Origin of the sequence: Mycolicibacterium holsaticum DSM 44478 = JCM 12374, assembly GCF_019645835.1 — a bacterium.
Taxonomy (GTDB): domain Bacteria; phylum Actinomycetota; class Actinomycetes; order Mycobacteriales; family Mycobacteriaceae; genus Mycobacterium; species Mycobacterium holsaticum.
In genome coordinates this window covers 1,708,394-1,732,672 of sequence record NZ_CP080998.1, presented here as the reverse complement: position 1 = coordinate 1,732,672, position 24,279 = coordinate 1,708,394, and the positions used below count along the sequence as shown (strand labels likewise).

The following is a 24,279-nucleotide window of genomic DNA, read 5'->3' as shown; positions in this document are numbered from 1 at the left end:
AGTTCAGCTGGCCGGGATCAAATCCGATGCCACCGAGGCCATCATGCCGCTGCGGAACGTCTCGGTGTGTCCGACATCCCCCGGGTCGTCGGCCGCCGAGAGCGCCTTGGCCTTGAACGCCCGCGCGGCCGCGCTCAACCGGTGCTGGACGGAATCGACGCTGCTGTCCAGTTCGGCAGGCAGCCGCTCTCCCCACAGCGTCACTTCGGTCGCGCTCTGGTCGAGTGCGGTACGGACATGGGCCAGCACCCGCGGATCGCGTTCGAACAGTTCCGCGGCGACGGCGACGGTCTGCGGATGGGGCCGCGCCTCCCATGCGTCGAGCACCGAATCCAGATCGAGGGTCTCGGCGCCGAGAATGTCCAGCGGTCGGACGTCACCGGGATGGGCGATCAGGACGGTGACATCCCAGCCGGCCATCACCCGGTCGTACACCCAGCCTCCTGCAGACCTCACCGCGTCGAGGACGGTTGGGGCGACGACGTCGAGCCGGTACCTCATTTCGGCCCCCTGGGCGCCAGGTCGCGGGCCAATGACTCCGCGTACTCCTTGAATACCTCGCTCAGCGGTATTGATCGATCGAGCAACCATGAGGTCTCCATTCCGTTGATGAAGGCGAGAATTTCCACGGCCTTGTTGACCGCTTCGACGTCTGTGCGGTACACGCCGTCGCGCTGACCACGCTTGATGATCTCGGTGATGATGTCGATGGCGTCGCGGTAGCGCTTGTGCAGGCGGTCGTGCAGCGGCGCGTCGGGGGCGATGTTCTCCACCAGCAGCACCGTGAACGTGCCGATGAGTTCGGGCGCCCGGTCGAACCGCTCCGGCACACGGCTGAGCTCGTTGACGAGATCGCCCGACCGGTAGTCGGCGTGGATGGCGTCGTCGGCGTCGCGCGCGTCGAGCACGGCGTTGAGCAGCTGTTCCTTCGATTCGAAGTGGTGCAGGAGCCCGGCCGGGGTGACCCCCGCCTCCTTCGCGATCTGCGCCAACGAGGTATTGCGCCAGCCGTTGCGCGCCAGCAGGCGCTCGGCCACGGTGAGGATCCGGTGCCGACGGTCCTCGCCCTTGGCAAGCAGCGTCTCGTACGGCCTCGAGCCTGACTCCGACGTCACGGACACCCTTCGGTTCAACCAACCTAGTGAACACACAGTAGGTAGGTTTGCCGCCTGTGACAAGGGTCTCAGCGGAAAAGGCTCTGGACGGGCGTCACAGTGCCCGTCAATGCGCGTCCGCGCGCTTCGGCGTGAACTCGATGTGCAGTTGGGTCAGGCCGCGCAGCAGAAACGTCGGCTCGTAGGCGTAGCTCCGGGCGCCCGCGGGCCCGTGGTTGGCTTCATCGATCCTGATGTCGTCCATGCGGTCGAGGAGCCGTTGCACGGTGATCTGCCCCTCGACGCGGGCCAGCGGTGCCCCGGCACAGGAGTGGATCCCCCGGCCGAACGAGATGTGCTCGCGCACGTTCTTGCGGTCGGGGCGAAACTCATGGGGGTCCTCAAACTTGCGCGGGTCGCGGTTGGCCGCGCCCAGGCACAGCATCACGATCGTGCCGGCAGGCAGGTGCACATCGCCCAACGTGGTGGTCTTGCGGACCAGCCGGAAGTCGACCTTCGTCGGGGCGTGCATCCGCAGCGCCTCTTCGATGAACGTCGGAATACGTTTTGGATCCTCCCGCAGTATCTGTTGGTACTCGGGGCGTTCCGCCAGGGTCTGTACCGCAGCGCTGAGCAGCTTGGTGACCGTCTCCTGACCGGCCGCGAACAGGAAGGTCGCCGGCTTGACCACCTCGATCAACTCCGGTGTCGAACCGTCGGGGTAGGTGGCGGTCGCCATCGCGGACAGCACGTCGTCGCGGGGTTCACGGCGTCGGTCGGCGAGGTAACCGGCGAACTTGTCGTCCAGATACTGCAGCGGGTCGCGTCCCACCGGCGCGCCGTCGAGCGCCCCCACCCGGGTGCCGTAGCGCTCCTCGACGCCGAGCGCGGCAAGGAACTCGGGCCGATCCTGTTCGGGCACACCGAGTAGGTCGATGATCGCCGAGGTGGCGAAGGGCTTCGCGTACTCAGCGAGGAACTCGCATCGCCCTTGCGCTGCGGATGGGTCGACGAGCTGGTCGATCTGGCTGTCGACCAGCCGCCACATGAACTCCTCGTTCTCCTTCAGCCGCTTCGGGGTCAGCAGCTTGGTCAGCAGGGAGCGGGCCCGCGTGTGGGCGGGAGGATCCATCACGACCATGTGCTCGTGGATCGGGAACAGATGGCGATGCGCCTCGATCTGTTCGGTGATGTCGTCGCCGCGCGGCTCGAAGGGCAGCGGGGGAAACGGCCCGCCGATCGCGTTCACCGCCGAAAACGAATCATGGTCCTTGAACGCCGCCAGCACTTCCTGATAGCCCGTAACGGCGACCACACCGTAGTTGGGTTCACGAAATACCGGGCCCTGCCCGCGCAGGTAATCCCAGTAGTCGTAAGGATCCTGACTTATCGCCTGGTCGGAGAAGTAGTCGACGGATGCGAAATCTGTCACGGACCGGTCCTTTCGGCGTCGCACCGCATTTGATCGATCGATAAAAATGTTAGGATGCGCTATGCGTACCACGTGGTGTAATGGCCGGTCAAGCAATCCTTCGGTAGAGGTCCGCTGAATGCCAACCAAGACCAAGACCGCCGACACCGGTGCGCGGCAACGCCTGATCGAGGCGACCGCACAGATCATGCGCGACGAAGGCTATGCCGCGGCGACCTCGCGGCGTGTCGCCGCGGCGGCCGGTGTCAAACAAGCGCTGGTCTACTACTACTTCCCGACGATGGACGACCTCTACGTCGAAGTGCTGCGCGCGGGTGCAGAAGCATCGTTGCAACGCATGCGCGCCGCACTCACCGACTCCGACCCACTACGCACTCTGTGGGCGATGAACAGCGACCTGCGGCTGACCGGCCTGAACACCGAATTCATGGCGATGGCCAACCACCGTAAGGCTATTCGTAAAGAGCTCAAAGCTTATGCGGAGCGGGTACGTGACATCGAGACCGCGGCGGTCGCCGTCGCGTTGCGGTCCAGGGGCGTGGATCTGCAGGCGTACCCGCCCGTGGCGATCTCCATGCTCATCGCACAGACCGCGCGCAGCCTGTGCAACGAGAGCGCTGTCGGTGTCGACCTCGGCCACGACGAGCTACGCACGTTCATGGAACGCCAGTTGGACTTTCTCGCCGAGGCATTGCCCGCAACGAAGTCGGCCGCGCCAACCCACGGCTAGCGACGCGACCCCGGTTCGGCCGCAGCCGCCCGGGAACTGACTACCTGGCGCAACCGGTTGACAACCAGAGCGGATCGGTGACAGGGTTCCTGATCGATCGACAAATTTCCGATATAGCTGCGCTCCCGGCCTTCCTTCGGGGGTGGAATCGAGGAGGACACATGGGCGGACGCGTTGCGGGCAAGGTTGCGTTCATCACCGGAGCGGCGCGCGGGCAGGGCCGCAGCCACGCGATGCGCCTGGCCGAGGAAGGCGCCGACATCATCGCCGTCGACGTGTGCAAGCAGCTCAGCAGCAACAGCGACATACCTTCGGCGACACCGGATGACCTCGCGGAGACCGCCGATCTGGTCAAGAACCTGGACCGCCGCATCATCACCGCCGAAGTCGACGTCCGCGACTACAACGCGCTGAAGAAGGTGGTGGACAGCGGGGTCGAGCAGCTGGGCCGGTTGGACATCGTCGTGGCCAACGCCGGAATCGGCAACGGTGGCCAGACACTTGACAAGACCAGTGAAGACGACTGGCGCGACATGATCGACGTCAACCTGTCCGGCGTCTGGAAGAGCGTCAAAGCCGCTGTTCCCCATATTCTTTCCGGCGGGCGCGGCGGCTCGATCATCCTGACGAGCTCGGTGGGCGGTCTCAAACCGTATCCGCACACCGGTCACTACATCGCCGCCAAGCACGGCGTCATCGGGCTGATGCGGACCTTCGCCGTCGAACTCGGCCAGCATTCGGTGCGGGTCAACGCGGTCTGCCCCACCAACGTCAACACACCGCTGTTCATGAACGAAGGAACGATGAAGCTGTTCCGTCCGGACCTGGAGGACCCCGGCGTCGACGATCTTGCCGTCGCCGCGCAGTTCATGCACGTGCTTCCCGTCGGCTGGGTCGAGCCAAGTGATGTGAGCAACGCGGTGCTGTTCCTGGCCTCCGACGAATCCCGGTACATCACCGGTCTTCCCGTCACCGTCGACGCCGGCAGCATGCTCAAGTAGCGGCGAGGAATCTGGCCCGTGAAGCTTGTCTTCAACCTGCCTCACATGCTGAGGCTCCCGGCGATGATGCAGCCGTGGGAAGCGTCGGTGACCGGCGCAGACCAGACCCGGATGGCCAAGTGTGCCGACCAGTGGGGCTACGACATGATCGCGGTGCCTGAGCATTTCGTGATCCCCAACGAACACGTGCCGCTGTCGGGGCCGCACTACCTGCAGTCCACGGTCGCGCAGGCTTATCTCGCCGGGGCGACCGAGCGGATACAGCTCAATTCCTGTATCACCGTGCTGCCGTTGCAGCACCCGATCGTGCTCGCCAAGGCGCTGGCGACCGCGGACTGGATGAGCAGCGGCAGGATGATGGTGACGTTCGGGGTCGGCTGGCTCGAGCGCGAGTTCGAGTTGTTGGGCGTGCCATTCCGGGACCGCGGCCGCATCGCCGACGAGTACCTCGCCGCCATCGTCGAACTTTGGACCAGTGATTCCCCGAGGTTCACCGGCAAGTACGTGTCGTTCGACGACGTCGCATTCGAGCCGAAGCCCGTCCAAAAGCCGCACCTGCCCATCTGGATCGGCGGTGACGCCGACGCGGCGATGCGTCGCGCAGCGAAGTACGCGTCGGGCTGGTGGTCCTTTCTCACCCCGCCGGAGAAGATCGCCGAACGTGTCGACTTCATCAAATCCCAAGAGGGCTATGACGGCCGACCCTTCGACGTGGTGCACGGCCTGGGCACCAACCGCGTCGGTGAGGGGCATACCGCCCAAGACGACCCGAACGCCAGCCCCGGCATGAGCGCAGCGGAGATCGCGGACCGGATGGGTCATCTCGCCGAGCAGGGAGTGACGGTCAGCGCGGTGCCGCTGCCGCCGGTCAGCGGCGTCGACGAGTACCTGGACTACGCACAGTGGATCATCGAAGAGGTCAAACCCCAACTGCCCTGATGCGGTCGGACCGCGCGGTGGTCACCGGCCGTCGACGACCACGCCGGCGGCGGCCTCGATCGGTTTGATCACCGAGGTGAAGTCGGAGTCGGCACCCTCTTCGCGCAGGGTCGTCTCCCACTGCTCGGCGACGGCCGCCGCGATCACACCGACAGCTTCAAGGCGCGCTGCCTCCTCGAGGTAGAGCCGAACGTCCTTGACCATCAAACCGGTCGCGAAACCGTAGTCGAAGGTGCGCGGCAGGATCGAGCGGGGAAACTTGTCGCGGCTGGCATGGGTGCCGCCGGAGCCGGCGTTGAGCACATCGACGATCACCTGCGGGTCCAGGCCGGCCTTGACGCCCATGGCGACGACCTCTGACGTCACCGCCAGAGCGGTTGCCGCCACGAGGTTGTTCAGCAACTTCATGGTCTGCGCAGAACCTGGCTTGTCACCGACGTAGATCGCGCGACCCAGAGTGTCGAAAAGCGGTTTGAGCGAATCGAACTCGGCGTGCGGCCCAGAGACCATGAGCGTCAATGTGCCGTTCTGCGCCCCGGCTACCCCGCCGCTGACCGGACTGTCCAACGCCGCGATGCCCCGCGTGCGTAAAACCCGGTGCACGGCGCGTGACGCCTCGCTACCGACGGTGGACAGGTCGACGAATCGTGCTATCCGGGTTCCCTGCGCGACGCCGTGGGCGCCGTCGACGACCTCGAGACACGCCTGCGCGGACGGCAGGCTGGCCAGCACCGTGTCAGCGACATCGGCGACCTCGCGCGGCGCCGTGGCCGGTTGGGCGCCGAGGTCGGCCGCGGCGTTCACCGCCTCCTCGCAGGTGTCGTACACGGTGACGGTGTGGCCGGCCTCGAGCAGGCGGCGCGCCATCGGGAAACCCATGTGGCCCAGCCCGATCAGACCCAGCCTCATGTCTTATTCTCCAACTCGGTGAACACCTCGCGCGCCTGCCGGAAGGCGTCGACGGCGGCAGGTACGCCGGCGTAGACGGCAGCCTGCAGGAATACTTCGCGGATTTCCTCGCGCGTCACCCCGTTGTTCAGCGCACCGCGGATGTGGGTCCGCAACTCCTGAGGTCGGTTGAGCACCGCGAGCATCGCCAGGTTGAGCAGGCTGCGTGTCTGAAGCGGCAACTCATCGCGGCCCCACACCGCTCCCCAGCAGTACTCGGTGACCAGTTCCTGCAGCGGCCTGTCGAAGTCGTCGGCGTTGCGGGTGGCGTTGGCGACGTAGTCGGCGCCGAGCACCTCGGCACGTATCCTGGCCCCCTTTTCGAAGGTCGGCTGATCCACGTTCGCTCCGTTCGGCCGCGATGTCGACGATGTTATAGCCCAAGCGATTTGGCGATGATCACCTTCATCACCTCGCTGGTGCCCGCGTAGATGCGGGCGACCCGCGCGTCGGTGTAGAGCCGGGCGATCGGGTACTCCATCATGTAGCCGTATCCGCCGAACAGCTGAAGGCAGCGGTCCACGACACGGGCCTGCATCTCGGTGCAGAACAGTTTCACCCGTGCGGCGTCTGCGGCCGACAGTTCGCCTTCGACGTGCAGGCGCACCGCGCGGTCCAGCATCGCCTGGCCGGCCTCGACCTCCGTGGAACACGCGGCCAGTTCGAACTTCGTGTTCTGGAAGGAGGCGACGGGAGTGCCGAACGCCTTGCGGCTCTTGGTGTAGTCGATGGCCGCGGCGATCGCCGAGCGCGCTTGGCACACCGATCCGACGGCTACCGTCAGCCGCTCCTGCGGCAGGTTGTGGCCGAGGTAGCCGAACGCTTCGTCCAACTCCCCCAACACGTTGGCGCCCGGCACCCGCACGTCGACGAAGGACAGTTCCGCGGTGTCTTGGACCTTGCAGCCCATCTTCTCCAGTTCACGGCCGCGGGTGAACCCTGCCATGCCGTCCTCGACGACGAACAACGTCAACCCCTTGCGCCGGTTGTCCGGGTCGGTCGACGTGCGCGCCACCACGATCACCAGGTCGGCCTGCATGCCGCCGGTGATGAATGTCTTGGCGCCGTTGAGGATCCAATCATCACCGTCGCGCACCGCGGTGGTGCGCATGCCCGCCAAATCCGATCCGGTGCCCGGTTCGGTCATCGCGACGGCCGTCAGTAGCTCACCGGAGGCCAAACCCGGGAACCACCGCTCGCGCTGCTCGGTGTTCGCGTAGTGCAGGAAGTACGGCAGGATCACTTCCAATTGGGTGCGCACTGTCGAAAGGGTGACCAGCGCGCGAGCCGCCTCCTCCTGCAGCACCACGTTGTAGCGGTAGTCGGGTGCGCCGCCGCCGCCGTACTCCTCGGGGATCGCCATCCCCAGCATGCCCAGCGCCCCCATCTGCTTGAAGACGTGGCGGGGCATCCGGCCACCCGTTTCCCACTCCGGATAGTGCGGAACTACTTCCTTCTCGACGAAGTCGCGCGCCAGTTCGCGGAATGCCTCGTGGTCCTCGGTGAACAGGTCTCTACGCACAGTGAAATCCTCAGCGTCCTTCCTAAGCGATGAGCTCTACCAGCATCGCTATGCGATGAGTTCTACCAACGTGGCGTTGGCCGTGCCGCCGCCTTCGCACATGGTTTGCAACCCGAAGCGAATCCCGTTGTCGCGCATGTGGTTGATCATGCGGGTCATGAGCACCGCGCCCGAGGCGCCCAACGGGTGGCCGAGGGCGATCGCCCCGCCCAGCGGGTTGAGCTTGTCTTCGTCGGCGCCGGTCTCGGCGAGCCAGGCCAGCGGCACCGGGGCGAACGCCTCGTTCACCTCGAACACACCGACCTCTTCGAGCGCGACGCCGGCTTTGTGCAGCACGTGCTCGGTGGCCGGGATCGGTCCCGTCAGCATCAGCACCGGGTCCGCACCGGTGACCGCACCGGCCCGGTAACGCGCGATGGGCCGCAATCCCAGCGCGATGGCATTCTCGGCCGTCATCACCAGCAGCGCCGCTGCACCGTCGGAGATCTGCGAGGAGTTGCCCGCGTGGATGACGCCGTCGTCCTGAAACGCCGGCTTGAGCGCGGCCAGCTTCTCCACGGTGCTGCCCCGCCGCACGCCCTCGTCGGCCACCACGGGCTCACCGCCGGTGAACACCGGCATGATCTGCGCCTCGAACGCGCCGGCGTCCTGCGCGGCCGCGGCCAGTTCGTGTGAGCGCACCGAGTACTCGTCGAGGCGGGTCCGCGACAAACCCCACTTCTGCGCGATCATCTCGGCCGAGATGCCCTGGTTGAACGAGAAGTCTTTGTAGCGGTCAAGGACCTTCGGGCCGTACGGCGTACCGGTGGCCCGTGCGGCGCCCAGCGGCACCCGGCTCATCACCTCGACACCGCCGGCGACCACCACATCCTGCTGGCCCGACATCACCGCGTGCACCGCGAAGTCCAGCGCCTGCTGGCTGGACCCGCAGGCGCGGTTGACCGTCGTGCCGGGAATCCGCTCCGGCCACCCGGCGGCCAGCACGGCGTACCGCCCGATGTTGCTGGACTGGTCACCGACCTGCGACACGCAGCCCCACACCACGTCGTCGATGATGTCGGGGTCGATTCCGGCCCGCTCCACCAGCGCGTTGAGCACGATCGCGGAGAGATCTGCCGCGTGTATCTCAGATAATCCGCCGTTGCGTTTACCGACGGGGGTGCGAACCGCCTCGACGATCACGGTTTCACGCATTTGTCACTCCGATCTTGGCACCGCCCACCGACCGGTGAACGTCGCCGCTCGCTTCGCGGCGAACGCCGCGTACGCCTCTGTTGAGTCTTCGGTGGCGAAGTTACCGGGCTGTGCCCGCGCCTCGTTGGCCAACGCCTCACGCAGTGTCACATTGGCGCCGTCGTTGAGCAGCGCCTTGCTCTGTGCCAGGGCGACCGGGGGTCCCGCGGCGAGCCGCCCGGCCAGTGCCGTGACGAACGCGTCGATCTCCTCAGCGGTCTTGACCCAGGTCACCAGGCCCATGGACCGCGCCTCCTCGGCGTCGATCGGCTCGGCCAGCAGCACCAGCCGCTTGGCCTGCTGCAGTCCGACCAGCCGGGGCAGCAGCCACGATCCGCCGAGGTCGACCGACAGGCCCCGGTCGGCGAAGATCTGGCAGAACCGTGATTCGGGGGTGGCGACGACGAAGTCACAGCCCAACGCCAGATTCCAGCCGGCGCCCACGGCGACCCCGGTTACCTTCGCGATGGTGGGCACGGTCAGTTCGTGCAGGGCCAGGGCCACCTCGGTGAGGCGGCGCAGCTTGTGCCGTGGGTGGATGTCCTCGGGGGTCGAGATGTCGGCCCCCGAGCAGAAGGCGCCGCCGGCTCCGGTGATGACCAATGCCCGAAGTTCGGTGTCTCGCGCGGCGACGCGTAGCGCGTCGGCCAACTCTTCCCACAACTGCGGGTTGATCGCGTTCTTGCGGGACGGCCTGTTCAGCGTCAACGTGCGAACGCCGTCGGTGTCTGTCGAGCGCAGCACGGGCTCGGCGGCACTGGCCATCAGCGGTACGCCGGGCCGATCACGCCGCGCTGGCGCAACACGGCGATCTCGTCGTCGTCGATGCCGAGTTCGGCGAGCACGGAATCGGTGTGTTCGCCCAGCCCGGGCACCGCACCCATCGGTTGCTCGAATCCGGCGATGACCGAGGGTGGCAGCAACGCCTGGATCGGGCCCGCGGGGGTGTCGACGTCGCGCCACCGGTTGCGTGCGGTCAACTGCGGATGGACCACCACCTCGCTGGGCAGGTTGTAGCGCGAGTTGCCGATGCCCGCGGCGTCGGCGATCTTCTGCACGTCGGCGAGGTCACGCTGTGCGCACCAGGCGGCGACGGCCTCGTCGAGCACAGCCCGGTTGGCGACCCGGCCGGCGTTGGTTTGGAAGCGCTCATCCTCGGCCAAGTCGTTGCGCTGCAGGATTTCCCGAGCGAACCGTTGCCATTCGCGGTCGTTCGTCGTGCCGAGCACTACCGTCTGGTTGTCGGACGTGGCATACGCCCCGTATGGCGCCACCGCCGGCGAACCCATCCCCAACGGCACCTGGTCGACACCGGAGTGCTGTGTGTAGGTGAGCGGATACCCCATCACGTCCGTCATGGTGTCGAACAGGCTCACCGCGACGCTGGTGCCGCCCGATCGCCGGCCGGTGTCTCGCGAATACAGCATCGCCAGGATCGAGAGCGCGGCGTGCAGCCCGGTCGAGACGTCGGCGACCGGCGGCCCGGGTTTGGCCGGCGCACCGGCGTGGCCGGTCACCGCACAGGTACCCGATTCGGCTTGGATCAGCAGGTCGTAGGCGCGCTTGTGTGACAGCGGTCCGCCCGGGCCGTATCCGTCGATCTCGACGGCGATGACGTTGGGATGCCGCGCTTCCATCTCTGCGGGGGTGATGCCGAGCCGCCCGGTGGAGCCCGGCGCAAGGTTGGACACCAGCACATCGGCGTTGTCGAGCAGCCGATGCAGAATATCCAGGCCCTCAGTGGTTTTCAGGTCGACGGTCACCGACTCCTTGTTGCGGTTGCACCAGACAAAGTGCGCCGCGAGGCCGTTCACCACATCGTCGTAATGACGGGCGAAGTCACCGCCGTTGGGGTTTTCCACCTTGATGACGCGAGCACCGAAGTCGGCCAGCGTCCTGGTGCACATCGGAGCCGACACCGCCTGCTCGAGCGCGACGACCGTGATGCCCGACAGCGGTGCCTGCGGTTGTGACGTCACTACATCACCATTCCACCGTCGACCGGCAGGACCTGTCCGGTGATGTAGGACGCCGCGTCGGACGCCATGAACACGAATGCGCCGGCCACCTCGGACGGTTCGGCCCACCGCTTCATCGGGATGCGGTTCATCATGTTGGCCGAGAACTTCTCGTTGGTGCGGATGGTTTCGGTCATCGGCGTCGCCGCAAGCGGCGCCAGCGCGTTGACCGTGATGCTCTTGGTGGCCAGTTCGCGGGCAAGGGATTTGGTGAACCCGATGATGCCCGCCTTGGCCGCCGAGTAGTTGACCTGGCCGAGCGTACCGGTGAGGCCGGCGGCCGAGGTGACGTTGACGATCCGGCCGGTGCCGTCGGTCGGGATGTGCGGCAGCGCGGCCTGGGTGACGTTGAACGCCCCCATCACATGGATGTCGAAGAGCAGCCGAAACGACTCCTGAGTGGTCTTTGCGAACATCGCCGGCTTGGTGACACCCGCGTTGTTGATCACAATGTGCAGCTCGTCACCGGTCAGCGCCGCGGCCTGTGCTGCCGCGGCGTCGGCGGCGTCGCGGTCCGACACGTCCAGAGCAGCGGATTCGGCCCTGCCACCTGCGCCCGAAATACGTTCGGCGACAGCGGCCGCTGCGTCCTTGTCGACGTCAGTGACCAGCACTGCCGCGCCCGCATCAGCCAGCGCCTCAGCGACCGCAGAGCCGATTCCACCCGCGGCGCCGGTGACAAGGGCCGAACGCCCGGTGAGGTCGAAATAGTTCGTCATCAATAGCGCTTCCTTTTAATAACTACGGGGAAGTCCCAGCACGTGTTCGCCGAGGAAGTTCAGGATCATCTCCTGACTGACCGGGGCGATCTTCATCAGCCGTGACTCGCGGAAGTACCGCGACACGTTGTACTCCTCGGAATACCCCATCCCGCCGTGGAGCTGCAGCGCGCGGTCGGCGGCGTCGAATCCGGCGTCAGCACACAGGTACTTGGCCGTATTTGCTTCGCGCCCACAGGGTTTGCCGTTGTCATACAGCCATGTTGCCTTGCGCAGCACCAGCTCGGCCGCGTCGAGTCGGGCCAGCGAATCGGCGAGCGGGAACTGCAGCCCCTGGTTCATGCCGATGGGCCGGTTGAACACCACTCGTTCGTTGCCGTACTTCACGGCCTTCTCCAGGGCCACCCTGCCTATGCCGAGCGCCTCGGCGGCGATCAGCATCCGTTCCGGGTTCAATCCGTCCAGGATGTACTTGAAGCCCTTGCCCTCCTCACCGACGCGGTGCTCGACCGGAACGATGAGGTCGTCGATGAACACTTCGTTGGAGCTCACCGCATTTCGGCCCATCTTGTTGATCGGCCGGATGTCGACGCGGTCGCGGTCCAGATCGGTGAGGAACAGCGTCATGCCGTCGGTCTTCTTGGTGACCTCGCCATAAGGAGTGGTTCGGGTCAGCAGCAGGATCTTCTCGGACTCCAAAGCCTTGGAGATCCAGACTTTTCGGCCGTTGACGCGGTAGTGGTCACCTTCCCGTTTGGCGAACGTGGTGATGCGCGAGGTGTCCAGGCCCGCGCCCGGTTCGGTAACCCCGAAGCAGACGTGCAGATCGCCGTTGACGATGCGGGGCAGCGTCGCGGCCTTCAGCTCGTCTGAACCGTGCTTGACGACGGGTTGCATCCCGAAGATCGACAGATGGATGGCGCTGGCCCCGTTCATCGCGGCGCCGGAGCGGGCGACCTCTTCGAGCAGCAGGGTGGCCTCGGTGATGCCCAGGCCGTGCCCGCCGTACTCCTCGGGGATGGTCATGCCGAGCCAGCCGCCCTTGGCGATGGCGTCGTAGAACTCCTGCGGGAACTCGTGAGCCTGGTCCTTCTGCATCCAGTAGTGATCGTCGAACTTGCCCGCCAGTTCGGCGACGGCCTTGCGGATCAGCTGCTGATCCTCGGTCAGCTCGAAACTCATCCCGTTCGACACTGCTCACTCCTCAACTACATCGTCGGCACAGCAACCTGCGCCGGTGCGATCAACGTACGTTTCGCACCGGCGACACTGTCAGCCCAGTAAACCCGCTCAGTCCGTGTTGCCGCTCACCCGCTTGGCGCTCGCCGCGAAATCCGAGAACGACGCACCGGTTTTTTCTTTTTTGGAGAGGGCTTGGATGGAGACGTCATGGCCCTCGGCGGCTTTGCGCAGGGCGCCGACGGTGGCTTGGTCTTTGCCGATGTGGGTGAAGGGGTCCCAGTGATACCAGCGCATGGCGTTTTGGTAGGTCATCTTGTTGATCTGGTCGTCGGGGACCTGGTTGGCGGTGAGGACCTCGTGGAGTTGTTCAGGGGCGCCGGGCCACATCGAGTCTGAGTGCGGGTAGTCGGCTTCCCAGCAGATGTTGTCCACCCCGATGAGCTCGCGGGTGGCCACCCCGACCGGATCGGCGATAAAGCAGGTCAAGAAGTGCTCACGGAACACCTCCGAGGGCAGTTTGCCGCCGAAGTCTTGACCGGTCCAGGTCGAGTGCATCTCATAGGTGCGATCCACCCGCTCCAAAAAATAGGGGATCCAGCCCGTACCACCCTCACTCAACGCGATCTTGAGGCCGGGGTACTCCTTGATCGGACGTGACCACAACAGATCGGCGGCGGCCTGCACGATGTTCATCGGCTGCAAGGTGATCATCACATCCATCGGGGCATCCGGGGCGGTGATCGCCAACCGCCCCGAGGACCCGATGTGCACATTGAGCACGGTGTCGGTGTCGACCAGGGCATCCCACATCGGCTTCCAATGCTCGAAATCATGAAAGCTCGGATAACCCATCGCCGCGGGATTCTCGGTGAACGTCAACGAATGCACCCCGCGCGCGGCGTTACGCCGAATCTCCGCCGCACACGCCACCGGATCCCAGATCACCGGCAACGTCATCGGAATGAACCGCGCCGGATAGGCCCCGCACCACTCCTCGACATGCCAATCGTTATAGGCCTGCACCAACGCCAACGAGAACTCGTGATCCTCGGTGGCAAACAGCCGCCCGGCGAACCCGGGAAACGACGGAAAACACATCGACCCCAAAATCCCGCCGGCGTTCATATCCTTGACCCGCTCATCGACCTGCCAACACCCCGGCCGGATCTCATCGAGCCCCTGCGGCTCAAGCCCGTACTCCTCCTTGGGCCGGCCCGCCACCGCGTTCAACGCCACATTCGGGATCACCACATCACGAAACTGCCAGGTATCTGACCCATCAGCGTTATGCACCAACCGCGGCGCCTCATCCAAATACTTCTTAGGCAGATGATTTTTGAACATATCCGGCGGCTCGACGATGTGATCATCCACGCTCACCAAGATCATCTCGTCCTTATGCATGCCCGTTCCCTTCGTCGGGGTCGTCACTGACACCCACCTTAGATCGGTCAGGTTCTCTACTGACGAAAACTAGCTTCTCACAACGCGAGAATCAATGTCCGAAGCCGTTGCGGGGTCCCCTGGCAGCACCGTTGCGCAACCATCGGTTACCGCTGTGACCGGCGCGTCTGGCCTTCGGGATTGACCATCGGCGGTAAAGATGGAAATCTGTTAGCCAAATATGAGAATATGATTCTCGTGAGTGAGAGGAAGTTATCGGTGCGCGTTCTGCCGCTACCCGCCGACCAGTGGGACGACGCGGTCGAGCATGCCCTGTCCAGCATCCCCGCTGAACTGCGCAACCCGGAGAAAACGGGCAACCTGCTGGGCACGCTGGTCCGTCATCCCAAGCTGACGCGGGCGTTTCTGCGCTTCAACAACCACCTGCTGTACTCCTCCACGCTGCCGGCACGGTTGCGCGAACTGGCGGTGTTGCGGGTGGCCCACCGGCGCCACTGTGAGTACGAGTGGCGCCACCACGTGCGCATGGGCCGCGATGCCGGCTTGACCGACGACGTCATCGCCGGAATCCAGCGCGGTGAGGCCACCGACGAACTCGACCGTGCCGTGCTGCGCGCGGTCGACGAACTCGAGGACACCTCGGAGATCTCCGATGCCACCTGGACCACGCTGTCCGAGCACCTCGACGAGCGTCAGCGTATGGATCTCGTCTTCACCATCGGCTGCTATGGCGCACTTGCCATGGCGATCAACACTTTCGGCGTAGAACCCGACTCCGAAACGCACGCAGAGAGGTAGACACCATGTCATTTTTCCCCAAACCCGCTGAAGGCAGCTGGACCGAACACTGGCCCGAACTCGGCACCGCCCCAGTGGATTACACCGACTCGATCGATCCCGAGCATTGGAAGCTCGAACAGCAGGCGATCTTCAGGAAGTGCTGGCTGAACGTGGGCCGGGTGGAACGGCTGCCCAAGAAGGGCAGCTACTTCACCAAGGAGATGCCGTCTGCGGGCAAAGGCACGTCGGTGATCATCGTCAAGGGCACCGACAACGTGGTGCGGGCCTTCCACAACATCTGCCGGCACCGCGGAAACAAGCTGGTGTGGAACGACTATCCCGGCCAGGAGGTGTCGGGCACCTGCCGCCAGTTCACCTGCAAGTACCACGCGTGGCGCTACAACCTCCAGGGAGACCTCACCTTCATCCAACAGGAGGGCGAGTTCTTCGACGTCGACAAGGCCGACTACGGGTTGGTGCCGGTGCGCTGCGAAGTGTGGGAAGGCTTCATCTTCATCAATTTCGACGACGACGCCGGACCGCTGACCGACTACCTCGGTGACTTGGCAAAGGGCCTGGAGGGCTATCCCTTCCACGAGATGACCGAAACCTATTCCTACCGGGCCGAGGTCAACGCGAACTGGAAGCTGTTCATCGACGCGTTCGTCGAGTTCTACCACGCACCGATCCTGCACATGAAGCAGGCGGTCAAGGAGGAAGCCGAAAAGCTCGCCAGCTTCGGCTTCGAGGCGCTGCACTACGACATCAAGGGCAGGCACTCGATGATCTCGTCGTGGGGCGGGATGAGCCCGCCCAAGGATCCCAGCATGGTCAAGCCCATCGAACGCGTGCTGCACAGCGGGCTGTTCGGCCCGTGGGACCGGCCCAAGATCAAGGGCATCCTGCCCGACGAGTTGCCGCCGGCGGTCAACCCCTCGCGCCACCACTCCTGGGGTCAGGACTCATTCGAGTTCTTCCCGAACTTCACGCTGCTGCTCTGGGCGCCGGGCTGGTACCTCACCTACCACTACTGGCCCACCGACGTCGACAAGCACATCTTCGAGTGCACGCTGTACTTCGTGCCAGCGACCAACACCCGTGAGCGGCTTGCTCATGAACTCGCGGCGGTGACGTTCAAGGAGTACGCGTTCCAGGACGCCAACACTCTGGAGGCCACCCAGACGATGATCAACACCGGGGTGGTCAAGGATTTCCTGTTGTGCGACCAGGAAGTCCTCCTACGTCACCTGCACAAGACGGCGTGGGATCACGTGAACGCCTACAAGAAGGAAAAGGGTCTCACCGACGGCTCGGGCAATGGGAAAGCCACGTCGTCGACCGGTCAGAAGGATGCGATCAATGCCTAAGTTGCCAGAGGAATTCTCCGATCTCGAGCGGTTCACCGACTGGTGCCTGCCCAACGAGGAGGACCGGTACCAAAAGCGGCTGGCCTCGACGATGGAGGAGCTGCAGGAGTTCTACGACGCCGCGTTCCCCCGTCTGGAGGCCGTCATGGAATACTGCGACGCCAGGTTCCCCTTGGACGGAATGCCCGACGACGCAAAGGCCCTCATTCACATGATGCAGTCACTGGTCAACGTGTCGTTCCCGATCGAGGTGTGGAAACAGCCACGCGTGCTCGACAGCGGCGCCACGTACATCACCTGCATCAGGGAGCCGGTGGTCTAGGTTGCTGACCCTCAAAGCAGCAGGCCTGCTCGACGTCGACGCCGGCGAGATCGTCCGGCCCGGAATCGTCCGGGTCGAGGACGGCCGGATAGTGGGGGTTGGCGGCTCGGCAGACGGCGAGGTCATCGATCTCGGCGACGCCATTCTGCTGCCCGGCCTGATGGACATGGAGGTCAACCTGCTCATGGGTGGCCGGGGCGAGACCCCCGGTCTGTCCCAAGTGCAGGACGACCCGGCCACCCGGGTGCTGCGAGCGGTCGGCAATGCCCGACGCACCCTGCGCGCGGGCTTCACGACGGTGCGCAACCTCGGGTTGTTCGTGAAGACCGGCGGTTACCTGCTCGACGTCGCACTGGGCAAGGCGATCGACGCCGGGTGGATCGAGGGGCCCAGGGTGATCCCCGCCGGCCACGCGATCACCCCCACCGGTGGACATCTCGACCCGACGATGTTCGCGGCGTTCATGCCCGGCGTGCTCGAGCTCACGATCGAGGAAGGCATCGCCAACGGGGTCGACGAGATCCGTAAAGCGGTGCGCTACCAGATCAAGCACGGCGCACAGCTGATCAAGGTGTGCTGCTCGGGCGGGGTGATGTCGTTGACCGGAGAGGCAGGCGCGCAACACTATTCGGACGAGGAACTGCGCGCGATCGTCGACGAGGCACACCGCCGCGGGCTGCGCGTCGCCGCGCACACGCACGGTGCCGAAGCGGTCAAACACGCCGTCGCGTGCGGTATCGACTGTATCGAGCACGGCTTCCTGATGGACGACGAAGCCATCCAGATGCTCGTCGACAACGACCGCTTCCTGGTCTCGACCCGCAGGCTCGCCGAAGCGATGGATGTGTCGCGGGCACCGAAAGAGTTGCAGGACAAGGCCGCCGAGATGTTCCCCAAGGCCCGGACGTCGATCAAGGCGGCCCACGATGCCGGGGTCAAGATCGCCGTCGGCACCGATGCGCCTGCCATCCCGCACGGCAAGAACGCCGACGAACTCGTCACGCTCGTCGAATGGGGCATGCCCGCCGCCGCGGTGCTGCGCGCGGCCACCGTCGTCGCCGCCGACTTGATCAACAAGCCGAACCTGGGTCGCCTCGCGGAGGGCTACCTCGCCGACATCATCGCAGTGCCATCAGATCCACTGAGTGACATCACCGTCACCCGGAACGTCAACTTCGTCATGAAGGACGGGAAGGTATTCCGAAATGACATCGCCAACCAGTAGGCCGACGCGGACCGAAGACCTGGTCGAGATTCAGCAGTTGCTCGCCAAGTATGCCGTCACGATCACCCAGGGTGACATCGACGGCCTCGTCTCGGTGTTCACCCCGGACGGCACCTACAGCGCATTTGGTTCCACCTACACGCTGGCCCGTTTCCCCGAACTCGTCGATGCCGCGCCCAAGGGCCTGTTCATGACCGGCACGTCGCTGGTGCATCTGGACGAGGACGACGCCGACAAGGCGACCGGCACCCAGCCGCTGTGCTTCATCGAACACTCCAAACACGACATGCGCATCGGGTACTACAACGACACCTATATCCGCACCGAGGACGGCTGGCGGCTGAAAACGCGTGCCATGACGTTCATCCGGCGCAGCGGCGAACACGACTCCGGCCGACCGCACGCGATCGGAAGGCCGGAAGCTGGATGACAGACCTCTTCGAACCCGCCGCGTTCCGCACGGCGCTTCGGGAGTGGCTCGACGCCAATGACCTGACGCCTCGGGCAGGCCACGATTCTCTGGACGACCACCAGGTCCAGCACCTGCGGGTGCTCAAGGCCCTGTACGACGCCGGTTGGATGCGCTACGGATGGCCGGAGTCGGCAGGCGGGCTCGGCGGCCCGGAGATCCTGCGCGCGATCGTCGGCGAGGAGATCGTCGGGCGCGGAATCGACCATCCCGGACCGTATTCGATGCTCGAAGTGCTCACGCCGACCATGATCGATTACGCGCGCCCCGAACTGGCCGCCGAGATGGTGCCCAGGCTGCTATCCGGCCAGGAGTCGTGGTGCCAGGGCTTCTCCGAACCCGGCTCCGGCAGCGACCTTGCGTCGCTGACCACCCGCGCCGTGCAAGACGGTGACAAGTGGATCATCAACGGCCAGAAGGTGTGGACCAGCTTCGCCCAGTACGCCACCCGGTGTGTGCTGCTCACCCGCACCGGCGGACCGGAAACGCCCAACCACGAGGCCATCACCGCGTTCTTCGTCGACCTGGACACCCCGGGAGTCACGGTTCGGCCGCTGCGCACCATGCACGACGTCGACGAGTTCTGCGAGGTGTATTTCGACGATGTCGAAGTGCCCGCGGACCGGATGCTCGGCAACCCAGGCGACGGCTGGCGGTTGGCCATGGACCTGCTCCCCTACGAACGTTCCACCTGCTTCTGGCAGCGCATCGCCTACCTGTACTCACGTTTCGACGCACTGATCGGCGAGGTGAAACGCCTTGGCCAATCGGTGGATTCGGATCTGGGTGACACCTATCTGGCGCTGCACACCTTGCGCTGCCGCTCACGCGTCACACAGCACCGGCTGGCCGACGGGCACAAGCTCGGTGCGGAAACCTCGATCGACAAGGTGTTGCTGGCCGGCGCCGAACAGCAGCTCTACGACACCGTGCGCGATCTGCTGCCCGGCGTCATCGAACTCGACGACAACACCTGGCGGACCGAATTCCTGTACTCGCGGGCGGCCACCATCTACGGCGGAACCGCCGAGGTGCAGCGCAACATCATCGCCCGCCGCCTGCTGGATCTCGGGAAGGAGTGACCATGCCCGCGACTACCGAACCGGAATCTCTGGACCTGCTCGAAGACGCGCTGCGCAAGACGATGCTGTCCACGAGCGGTGCCGATCTCGACGCGGCGCTGGCCGAACTGGGTTGGGCCGACATGCTCTCCGAGGTGCCCGATCAGGCGATCCCGCTGGTGTTCCGGCTGCTCGGCGAGACAGGTTCGCACGCTTCGGTTCTCAACGACGTGTTGCTGGAGACCATCGGCGGCTTGCCTGGTGGAACCCCGCCCATGCCGTACGCCGGCGGCGGCTGGGTGGTGTGGGAACGCCACGGGGCGAGCGAAGCGACGGGAAACAAACACGGGGCCGGCGATGCCACACTCGGTGGGCTGCCACTTCGCCCGGTTCCCGACGGCGAGCTGATGCGGATGGGTGAGGCGCGCCGGGCGGTGGGCTGGTGGCTGGTCGGCTCGGCCAGGGCGATGCTGACACTGGCGCGCCAGCATGCACAGGATCGCGTCCAGTTCGGCAGGCCGATCTCGTCGTTTCAGGCGGTCCGGCACCGGCTGGCCGAGACGCTGGTGGCCATCGAAGGCGCCGAGGCGACGCTGATCCTGCCCGGGACCGAAAGTCCCGACCTGACCGCGATGCTGGCCAAGGCCGCTGCGGGCAAGGCTGCGCTGACCGCGGCCAGGCACTGCCAGCAGGTGCTCGGCGGTATCGGCTTCACCGCCGAGCACGACCTGCATCGGCACGTGAAGCGAGCTATGGTGCTCGACGGATTACTCGGTAACACAAAGGAACTCACCCGCAAGGCGGGCGCCGGTCTGCGCGCCCGCGGCTCGGTGCCCCGCCTGGCGAACCTGTAGCGCGCCCCCTCCCCCTTTACCGCGAGCGTGCGTGTCTGCGGGCGACACGCCGCAATTTTGCACGACTTCGCGCACGCTCACGGCCGCCGCGAGTACAGGTGCGAGCCCGGCAGAAAGTGCCGACCGCTTCGGCGAGCGTGCGTAAACTCTCGACTTTCCACGGCGTGTCGACCACAGACACGCACGCTCGCGGGGAAGTTATTTGATGTTGGCCTTCATCTCGTCGAGGTTGACCAGCACCGGCCAGCCGCTGACGCTCAGCGCATTGCCATGGCCGGTCTGATGGATGTCGAACACCGACTGGATCGCCGCGTAGAAGCCCTGCACATCCAGTGTCTGGTTGACCGCGCGTTTGGCCTGGCGCAGCGCAAACGGCGGCATCTTGGCGATCTGCTCGGCCAGCGCCCTGGTCTCGGCATCGAGTTCGTCGCGCGGCACGACGCGGTTGACCATGCCGGTGGCGGCGACTTCCTCCGCGGTCATCGCCCGGCCGGTGAACAGGATCTCCTTGGCCTTGCGGGGCCCTAACTCCCACGTGTGGCCGTGGTATTCGACGCCACCGATGCCCATCAGCACGACGGGATCAGAGAACTGCGCGTCGTCGGCGGCAATGATCAGATCGCACGGCCAGCACAGCAGCAGCCCGCCGGAGATGCACCTGCCCTGCACCGCTGCGATCGACGGCTTGGGCACGTTACGCCACCGCAGCGTGTACTCGAGGTAGCGCTTGGCCTCGTGCTGGATGATGAACTCCAGGGTGATCTTGTCGGGCACCGGCCCGCCGCCGCGCAGATCGTGGCCGGCCGAGAAGTGCTTACCGTTGGCCCGCAAGACGATCACCGAGACCTCGTTGTCCTCTGCGGCCCGGGTCCATGCCGCGTCGAGTTCGTCGAGCAGCTCGGGGTTCTGGGCGTTGGCCGCCTCGGGCCGGTTCAGCGTGATGGTCGCGATGCGGTCGGTGACCTCGTAGTCGATATACATTGTCATCCTTCAGTTTCGGGGCAGGCCCAGCACCCGCTGGGCGATGATGTTGCGTTGGATTTCAGACGTTCCGCCGGCGATGGTGCCGCCGAACGACCGGACATAGCGCTCGAACCAGCCGCACCGGTACGCGTCGAGGTGCTGTGCGCTGTACGAGCCCGACATCGTCGGGTGAGCCAGACCGTCGACGCCCGTTGCGTTCAACGCACACTCGGTGGCCAGCTGCGAGGCCTCCGAGCCCATCAGCTTGAGCACCGACAGCGCGGACACGTCTTCCTCGCCGCGGGCCGCTCGTGCCAGCGCCACCGAGCCGAGCAGGCGAAGCGCCTGGTTGTCCATCACCAGCGTCGCGAACCGGTCCCGGTCGACAACCGAGGCGGGCCGGAAATCCTCGACGAGCTCAGCCAGCCGGTCGGCGTAGCTGAGCCACAACATGTTCCGTTCGTGTCCGAGCGAACCGCTGGCCACCCGCCATCCCTCGTTGAGAGGTCCGACCAGGTTCTCGGCGGGCACCCGCACGTCGTTGAAGAAGACCTCGTTGAAGTCCAGGTCGTTCTGGTCGCACACCGATGCGAACGGCCGTCGCACCACGCCCGGCAGATCGGTCGGGATCAACAGCACGCTGATGCCCTTGTGTTTGGGCGCATCGGGATCGGTGCGCACGAAGGTCAGCAACACGTCCGCGTCGTGGGCGCCCGATGTCCAGACCTTCTGCCCGTTGACCACGAAATGACCGCCGTCGGCATCCGATACGAACGCGGCCCGCGTGCGCAGCGAGGCGAGATCGGATCCGGCGCCGGGTTCGCTCATCCCCAGCGAGGCCGTGATCTCGGCGCGCAGGATCGGCACCGCCCAGCGGCGCTGTTGTTCAGGCGTGCCGAACGAGATCAGCGATGCGGAGATGATCCCGACGCCCTGCGGGTTGAAGGTCAGATAGACCCGTCGGCGCGCCAGTTCCTGCTGATGCACGTACTGCTGCAACAGGGTGGCGTTGCGGCCGCCGAACTCGGGCGGGTAGCCGGGCAGCAACCAGCCGTTGTCGAACATGAGGCGTTGCCAGTCGCGCGCCCATGCGGGGACGTCGCTGCTGGAATACGAACGCGCGAGCGCCTCGGCATCCGACGGAAGATTCTCATCGAGAAAGGCGTTGAACTCCGCGCGGAACGCCTCGACCTCAGCATCGAAGGTGAGCTGCACAGCACTCCCGCTGGATCAAATTTTTGGTAAGGCCTACTGTTATGTACAAAATGAGAATACTATTCTCATCGTGAGAAAGTTACAATCTCTGACACGTTGGCCGCGAGGGGGTTCAGGACCGCAATGGCAAGGCGTTCTCCGGTACAGTCAGTTCATGTTCTCTCGAATCGGCACGCATCTGAGTCGCCGGTGACCAGCCCCAGCGAGGAACCAGCCTGGAAACAGCGCGCGGTCGAGCGATCGATTAAAACGGCGAAGCTTCGGGCCGCGCAACGCGTGCAGCGCTTCCTGGACGCCGCACAGGCGATCATCATCGAAAAGGGCAGCACCGACTTCACGGTGCAAGAAGTCGTCGATCGCTCGCGTCAGTCCCTGCGAAGCTTCTATCTGCAGTTCGACGGCAAGCATGAGCTGTTGCTCGCGTTGTTCGAAGACGCGCTGAGCCGATCGGCGGACCAGATCCGCGCGGCCACCACGACCGAGGACGAGCCGATCGAACGCCTGAAGGTCGCAATCCAGCTCTTGTTCGAGTCCTCGCGGCCCGATCCGACCGCGAAACGCCCGTTGTTCACCGACTTCGCGCCGCGTCTTTTGGTCTCCCATCCGTCCGAGGTCAAGATCGCCCACGCTCCCCTGCTGGCGCTGCTCACCGAGCTGATGGAAGAGGCCAGCGCCGCCGGCCAACTGCGCGAGGGCGTCAACCCGAAGCGGATGGCCGCGATGACCATGCAGACCGTGATGTTCGTCGCGCAGAACAGCGGTGAGACCGATGACGTCGGCGCCGCCAAACCCATCACCGCGGACGAAGTCTGGGACTTCTGCGCCAACGGGTTCGCCGCGTCCTAGCCGAGAATGACGTTCTCTCGAGAACTACGTTCTCGACCGTTGAGAGCCTGACTTACACTGGGCGAGTGCCCGATTCCTGGCGAGATCTGCTCGCCTGTCTCGATCTCACCGCGAAGACCGCATCCGAGGGCGGCGAAGTCGAATATCAGGGTCGCAATCAGCAATTGAACTATCACCGGGTGTTTGGTGGTCAGCTGCTCGCGCAGTTCCTGCGGATCGCATCGTTGACCTATCCGGACAAGCCGATCAAGTCCCAACACGCCGTGTTCACCACCCAGGGCCAAGCCGCCGAGCCGATCACGTTTGTGGCCACCCGCCACCATGAGGGCCGCTCCTTCGCCGCGCTGACGATCACGGCCACCCAGGGACACGGTGTGGTGGCGACGTCGTCGATCTGCATGCACGCCAACGAGACCGGCTTCGAGCATCAGGACGTCGAACCGGTGCCGCCGCTGCTGGGTTCTGAGCACGACCTGCGCCTTGACCTGATCCCCTGGCAGACACGTGCGACGGTCGATCTGAACACCACGGCGACCGGTCCGCCGACGTTCGAGTTCTGGATGCGCACCCCCGAGGTGGACGCCGACCTCGCGCCGGCGCTGACGGCATATGCCACAGACCTGACCCTCATCGGTACCGCGCTGCGCCCCATGGAGGGCGTCGGCCAGCGCGGCAACGGTACGGACTTCACGTCCGCGGTCACCTCTCACACGCTGTGGTTTCACCGGCCCTTCGGCACCGACGACTGGCTGCTGCTCAGGCAGCACAGCCCGGTGCTGGCGCACGGCCGCAGCTTCGGGCGCGGTGACGTGCTGACCCGCGACGGCCTCCTGGTCGCCTCGTACGCCCAGGAAGCGCTGCTGCGCTTCTCGGCCCATCGCCGAGAAGGACGTTCTACTAAGCGGAGAGTATAAATTGCTCAAAACGATTGTCTGGTTGACACCCGCGGACCGCG

26 protein-coding genes are annotated in these 24,279 nt (G+C 65.2%); 12 read left to right on the top strand and 14 right to left on the bottom strand.

Annotated elements, in window-relative coordinates; translation table 11 throughout:
* Positions 1-3 precede the first annotated feature (3 nt).
* From K3U96_RS08400 to K3U96_RS08390, 3 genes are all read right to left on the bottom strand, one after another.
* A complete protein-coding gene (locus K3U96_RS08400) occupies positions 4-501 on the bottom strand; it encodes a hypothetical protein (RefSeq protein ID WP_220692694.1) in 498 nt (165 codons plus the stop codon).
* The gene (locus K3U96_RS08395) at positions 498-1,115 is read right to left on the bottom strand and encodes a TetR/AcrR family transcriptional regulator (RefSeq protein WP_230982402.1); all 618 of its coding nucleotides are present in this window, start codon (positions 1,113-1,115) and stop codon (positions 498-500) included. The genes K3U96_RS08400 and K3U96_RS08395 overlap by 4 nt, the downstream gene beginning before the upstream one ends.
* 106 nt (positions 1,116-1,221) lie before the next feature.
* The gene (locus K3U96_RS08390; protein WP_069405087.1) at positions 1,222-2,526 is read right to left on the bottom strand and encodes a cytochrome P450; all 1,305 of its coding nucleotides are present in this window, start codon (positions 2,524-2,526) and stop codon (positions 1,222-1,224) included.
* Between the two features lie 118 nt (positions 2,527-2,644).
* Here K3U96_RS08390 and K3U96_RS08385 point away from each other — a divergent pair, with 118 nt between their 5' ends.
* The 3 genes from K3U96_RS08385 (at position 2,645) to K3U96_RS08375 (ending at position 5,196) form a co-directional block, all read left to right on the top strand.
* A complete protein-coding gene (locus K3U96_RS08385; protein ID WP_069405067.1) occupies positions 2,645-3,256 on the top strand; it encodes a TetR/AcrR family transcriptional regulator in 612 nt (203 codons plus the stop codon).
* A 161-nt stretch (positions 3,257-3,417) separates the two neighbouring features.
* Positions 3,418-4,257, top strand: coding sequence for a mycofactocin-coupled SDR family oxidoreductase (locus tag K3U96_RS08380; protein ID WP_069405066.1), 840 nt, complete (start codon positions 3,418-3,420; stop codon positions 4,255-4,257).
* A gap of 18 nt (positions 4,258-4,275) precedes the next feature.
* Complete coding sequence (locus K3U96_RS08375) at positions 4,276-5,196, top strand: TIGR03619 family F420-dependent LLM class oxidoreductase (RefSeq protein WP_069405065.1); 921 nt, start codon at positions 4,276-4,278, stop codon at positions 5,194-5,196.
* 21 nt (positions 5,197-5,217) lie between these two features.
* Here K3U96_RS08375 and K3U96_RS08370 read toward each other — a convergent pair whose 3' ends face one another.
* The 9 genes from K3U96_RS08370 to K3U96_RS08330 all read right to left on the bottom strand — a co-directional run bounded on the left by K3U96_RS08370 (position 5,218) and on the right by K3U96_RS08330 (position 14,222).
* Positions 5,218-6,105, bottom strand: coding sequence for an NAD(P)-dependent oxidoreductase (locus tag K3U96_RS08370; RefSeq protein WP_220692693.1), 888 nt, complete (start codon positions 6,103-6,105; stop codon positions 5,218-5,220).
* Positions 6,102-6,485, bottom strand: a complete 384-nt coding sequence (locus tag K3U96_RS08365; RefSeq protein WP_069405063.1) for a carboxymuconolactone decarboxylase family protein — start codon at positions 6,483-6,485, stop codon at positions 6,102-6,104. The genes K3U96_RS08370 and K3U96_RS08365 overlap by 4 nt, the downstream gene beginning before the upstream one ends.
* Before the next feature lie 32 nt (positions 6,486-6,517).
* Positions 6,518-7,666 carry an acyl-CoA dehydrogenase family protein gene (locus tag K3U96_RS08360; protein WP_220692692.1) on the bottom strand — a complete coding sequence of 383 codons (1,149 nt, stop codon included), beginning with the start codon at positions 7,664-7,666 and terminating at the stop codon, positions 6,518-6,520.
* A 48-nt stretch (positions 7,667-7,714) separates the two neighbouring features.
* Positions 7,715-8,860, bottom strand: coding sequence for a thiolase family protein (locus K3U96_RS08355; RefSeq protein WP_220692691.1), 1,146 nt, complete (start codon positions 8,858-8,860; stop codon positions 7,715-7,717).
* Between the two features lie 3 nt (positions 8,861-8,863).
* Complete coding sequence (locus tag K3U96_RS08350) at positions 8,864-9,664, bottom strand: enoyl-CoA hydratase/isomerase family protein (RefSeq protein WP_220692690.1); 801 nt, start codon at positions 9,662-9,664, stop codon at positions 8,864-8,866.
* Positions 9,664-10,878 (bottom strand): CaiB/BaiF CoA transferase family protein, encoded by a 1,215-nt coding sequence (locus K3U96_RS08345; protein WP_268928475.1) that lies wholly within the window; start codon positions 10,876-10,878, stop codon positions 9,664-9,666. The genes K3U96_RS08350 and K3U96_RS08345 overlap by 1 nt, the downstream gene beginning before the upstream one ends.
* On the bottom strand, positions 10,878-11,636 hold the full coding sequence (locus K3U96_RS08340) for an SDR family oxidoreductase (protein ID WP_220692689.1): 759 nt from the start codon (positions 11,634-11,636) through the stop codon (positions 10,878-10,880). Before K3U96_RS08340 ends, K3U96_RS08345 begins: the two co-directional genes overlap by 1 nt.
* A 15-nt stretch (positions 11,637-11,651) precedes the next feature.
* Positions 11,652-12,818 carry an acyl-CoA dehydrogenase family protein gene (locus K3U96_RS08335; protein WP_069408250.1) on the bottom strand — a complete coding sequence of 389 codons (1,167 nt, stop codon included), beginning with the start codon at positions 12,816-12,818 and terminating at the stop codon, positions 11,652-11,654.
* Between the two features lie 108 nt (positions 12,819-12,926).
* Positions 12,927-14,222 carry an amidohydrolase family protein gene (locus K3U96_RS08330; RefSeq protein WP_220693449.1) on the bottom strand — a complete coding sequence of 432 codons (1,296 nt, stop codon included), beginning with the start codon at positions 14,220-14,222 and terminating at the stop codon, positions 12,927-12,929.
* Between the two features lie 258 nt (positions 14,223-14,480).
* Here K3U96_RS08330 and K3U96_RS08325 point away from each other — a divergent pair, with 258 nt between their 5' ends.
* Genes K3U96_RS08325 through K3U96_RS08295 form a run of 7 tightly spaced genes read left to right on the top strand, consistent with a single transcriptional unit; the run spans position 14,481 to position 20,300 of the window.
* Complete coding sequence (locus K3U96_RS08325; RefSeq protein WP_220692688.1) at positions 14,481-15,020, top strand: carboxymuconolactone decarboxylase family protein; 540 nt, start codon at positions 14,481-14,483, stop codon at positions 15,018-15,020.
* Positions 15,021-15,025: 5 nt separating this feature from the next.
* Positions 15,026-16,369, top strand: coding sequence for an aromatic ring-hydroxylating oxygenase subunit alpha (locus K3U96_RS08320; RefSeq protein ID WP_220692687.1), 1,344 nt, complete (start codon positions 15,026-15,028; stop codon positions 16,367-16,369).
* A complete protein-coding gene (locus tag K3U96_RS08315) occupies positions 16,362-16,691 on the top strand; it encodes a hypothetical protein (RefSeq protein ID WP_069407594.1) in 330 nt (109 codons plus the stop codon). Before K3U96_RS08320 ends, K3U96_RS08315 begins: the two co-directional genes overlap by 8 nt.
* Position 16,692: 1 nt before the next feature.
* On the top strand, positions 16,693-17,916 hold the full coding sequence (locus K3U96_RS08310; RefSeq protein WP_069407595.1) for a metal-dependent hydrolase family protein: 1,224 nt from the start codon (positions 16,693-16,695) through the stop codon (positions 17,914-17,916).
* A complete protein-coding gene (locus tag K3U96_RS08305) occupies positions 17,897-18,346 on the top strand; it encodes a nuclear transport factor 2 family protein (protein ID WP_220692686.1) in 450 nt (149 codons plus the stop codon). The genes K3U96_RS08310 and K3U96_RS08305 overlap by 20 nt, the downstream gene beginning before the upstream one ends.
* On the top strand, positions 18,343-19,467 hold the full coding sequence (locus K3U96_RS08300) for an acyl-CoA dehydrogenase family protein (RefSeq protein WP_220692685.1): 1,125 nt from the start codon (positions 18,343-18,345) through the stop codon (positions 19,465-19,467). The genes K3U96_RS08305 and K3U96_RS08300 overlap by 4 nt, the downstream gene beginning before the upstream one ends.
* 2 nt (positions 19,468-19,469) lie before the next feature.
* On the top strand, positions 19,470-20,300 hold the full coding sequence (locus K3U96_RS08295) for an acyl-CoA dehydrogenase family protein (RefSeq protein WP_220692684.1): 831 nt from the start codon (positions 19,470-19,472) through the stop codon (positions 20,298-20,300).
* Between the two features lie 198 nt (positions 20,301-20,498).
* On the opposite strand, the gene K3U96_RS08290 is transcribed toward K3U96_RS08295, so the two are convergent.
* Positions 20,499-21,281 carry an enoyl-CoA hydratase gene (locus K3U96_RS08290; RefSeq protein ID WP_220693448.1) on the bottom strand — a complete coding sequence of 261 codons (783 nt, stop codon included), beginning with the start codon at positions 21,279-21,281 and terminating at the stop codon, positions 20,499-20,501.
* A 9-nt stretch (positions 21,282-21,290) separates the two neighbouring features.
* Positions 21,291-22,478: an acyl-CoA dehydrogenase family protein gene (locus K3U96_RS08285; RefSeq protein WP_220692683.1), complete on the bottom strand. Its 1,188-nt coding sequence runs from the start codon at positions 22,476-22,478 to the stop codon at positions 21,291-21,293.
* Between the two features lie 123 nt (positions 22,479-22,601).
* Here K3U96_RS08285 and K3U96_RS08280 point away from each other — a divergent pair, with 123 nt between their 5' ends.
* Positions 22,602-23,324, top strand: coding sequence for a TetR/AcrR family transcriptional regulator (locus K3U96_RS08280; RefSeq protein WP_084223711.1), 723 nt, complete (start codon positions 22,602-22,604; stop codon positions 23,322-23,324).
* Between the two features lie 65 nt (positions 23,325-23,389).
* Entirely contained in the window at positions 23,390-24,238 is an 849-nt protein-coding gene (locus tag K3U96_RS08275) for an acyl-CoA thioesterase (protein ID WP_220692682.1), read from the top strand.
* Positions 24,239-24,279 lie beyond the last annotated feature (41 nt).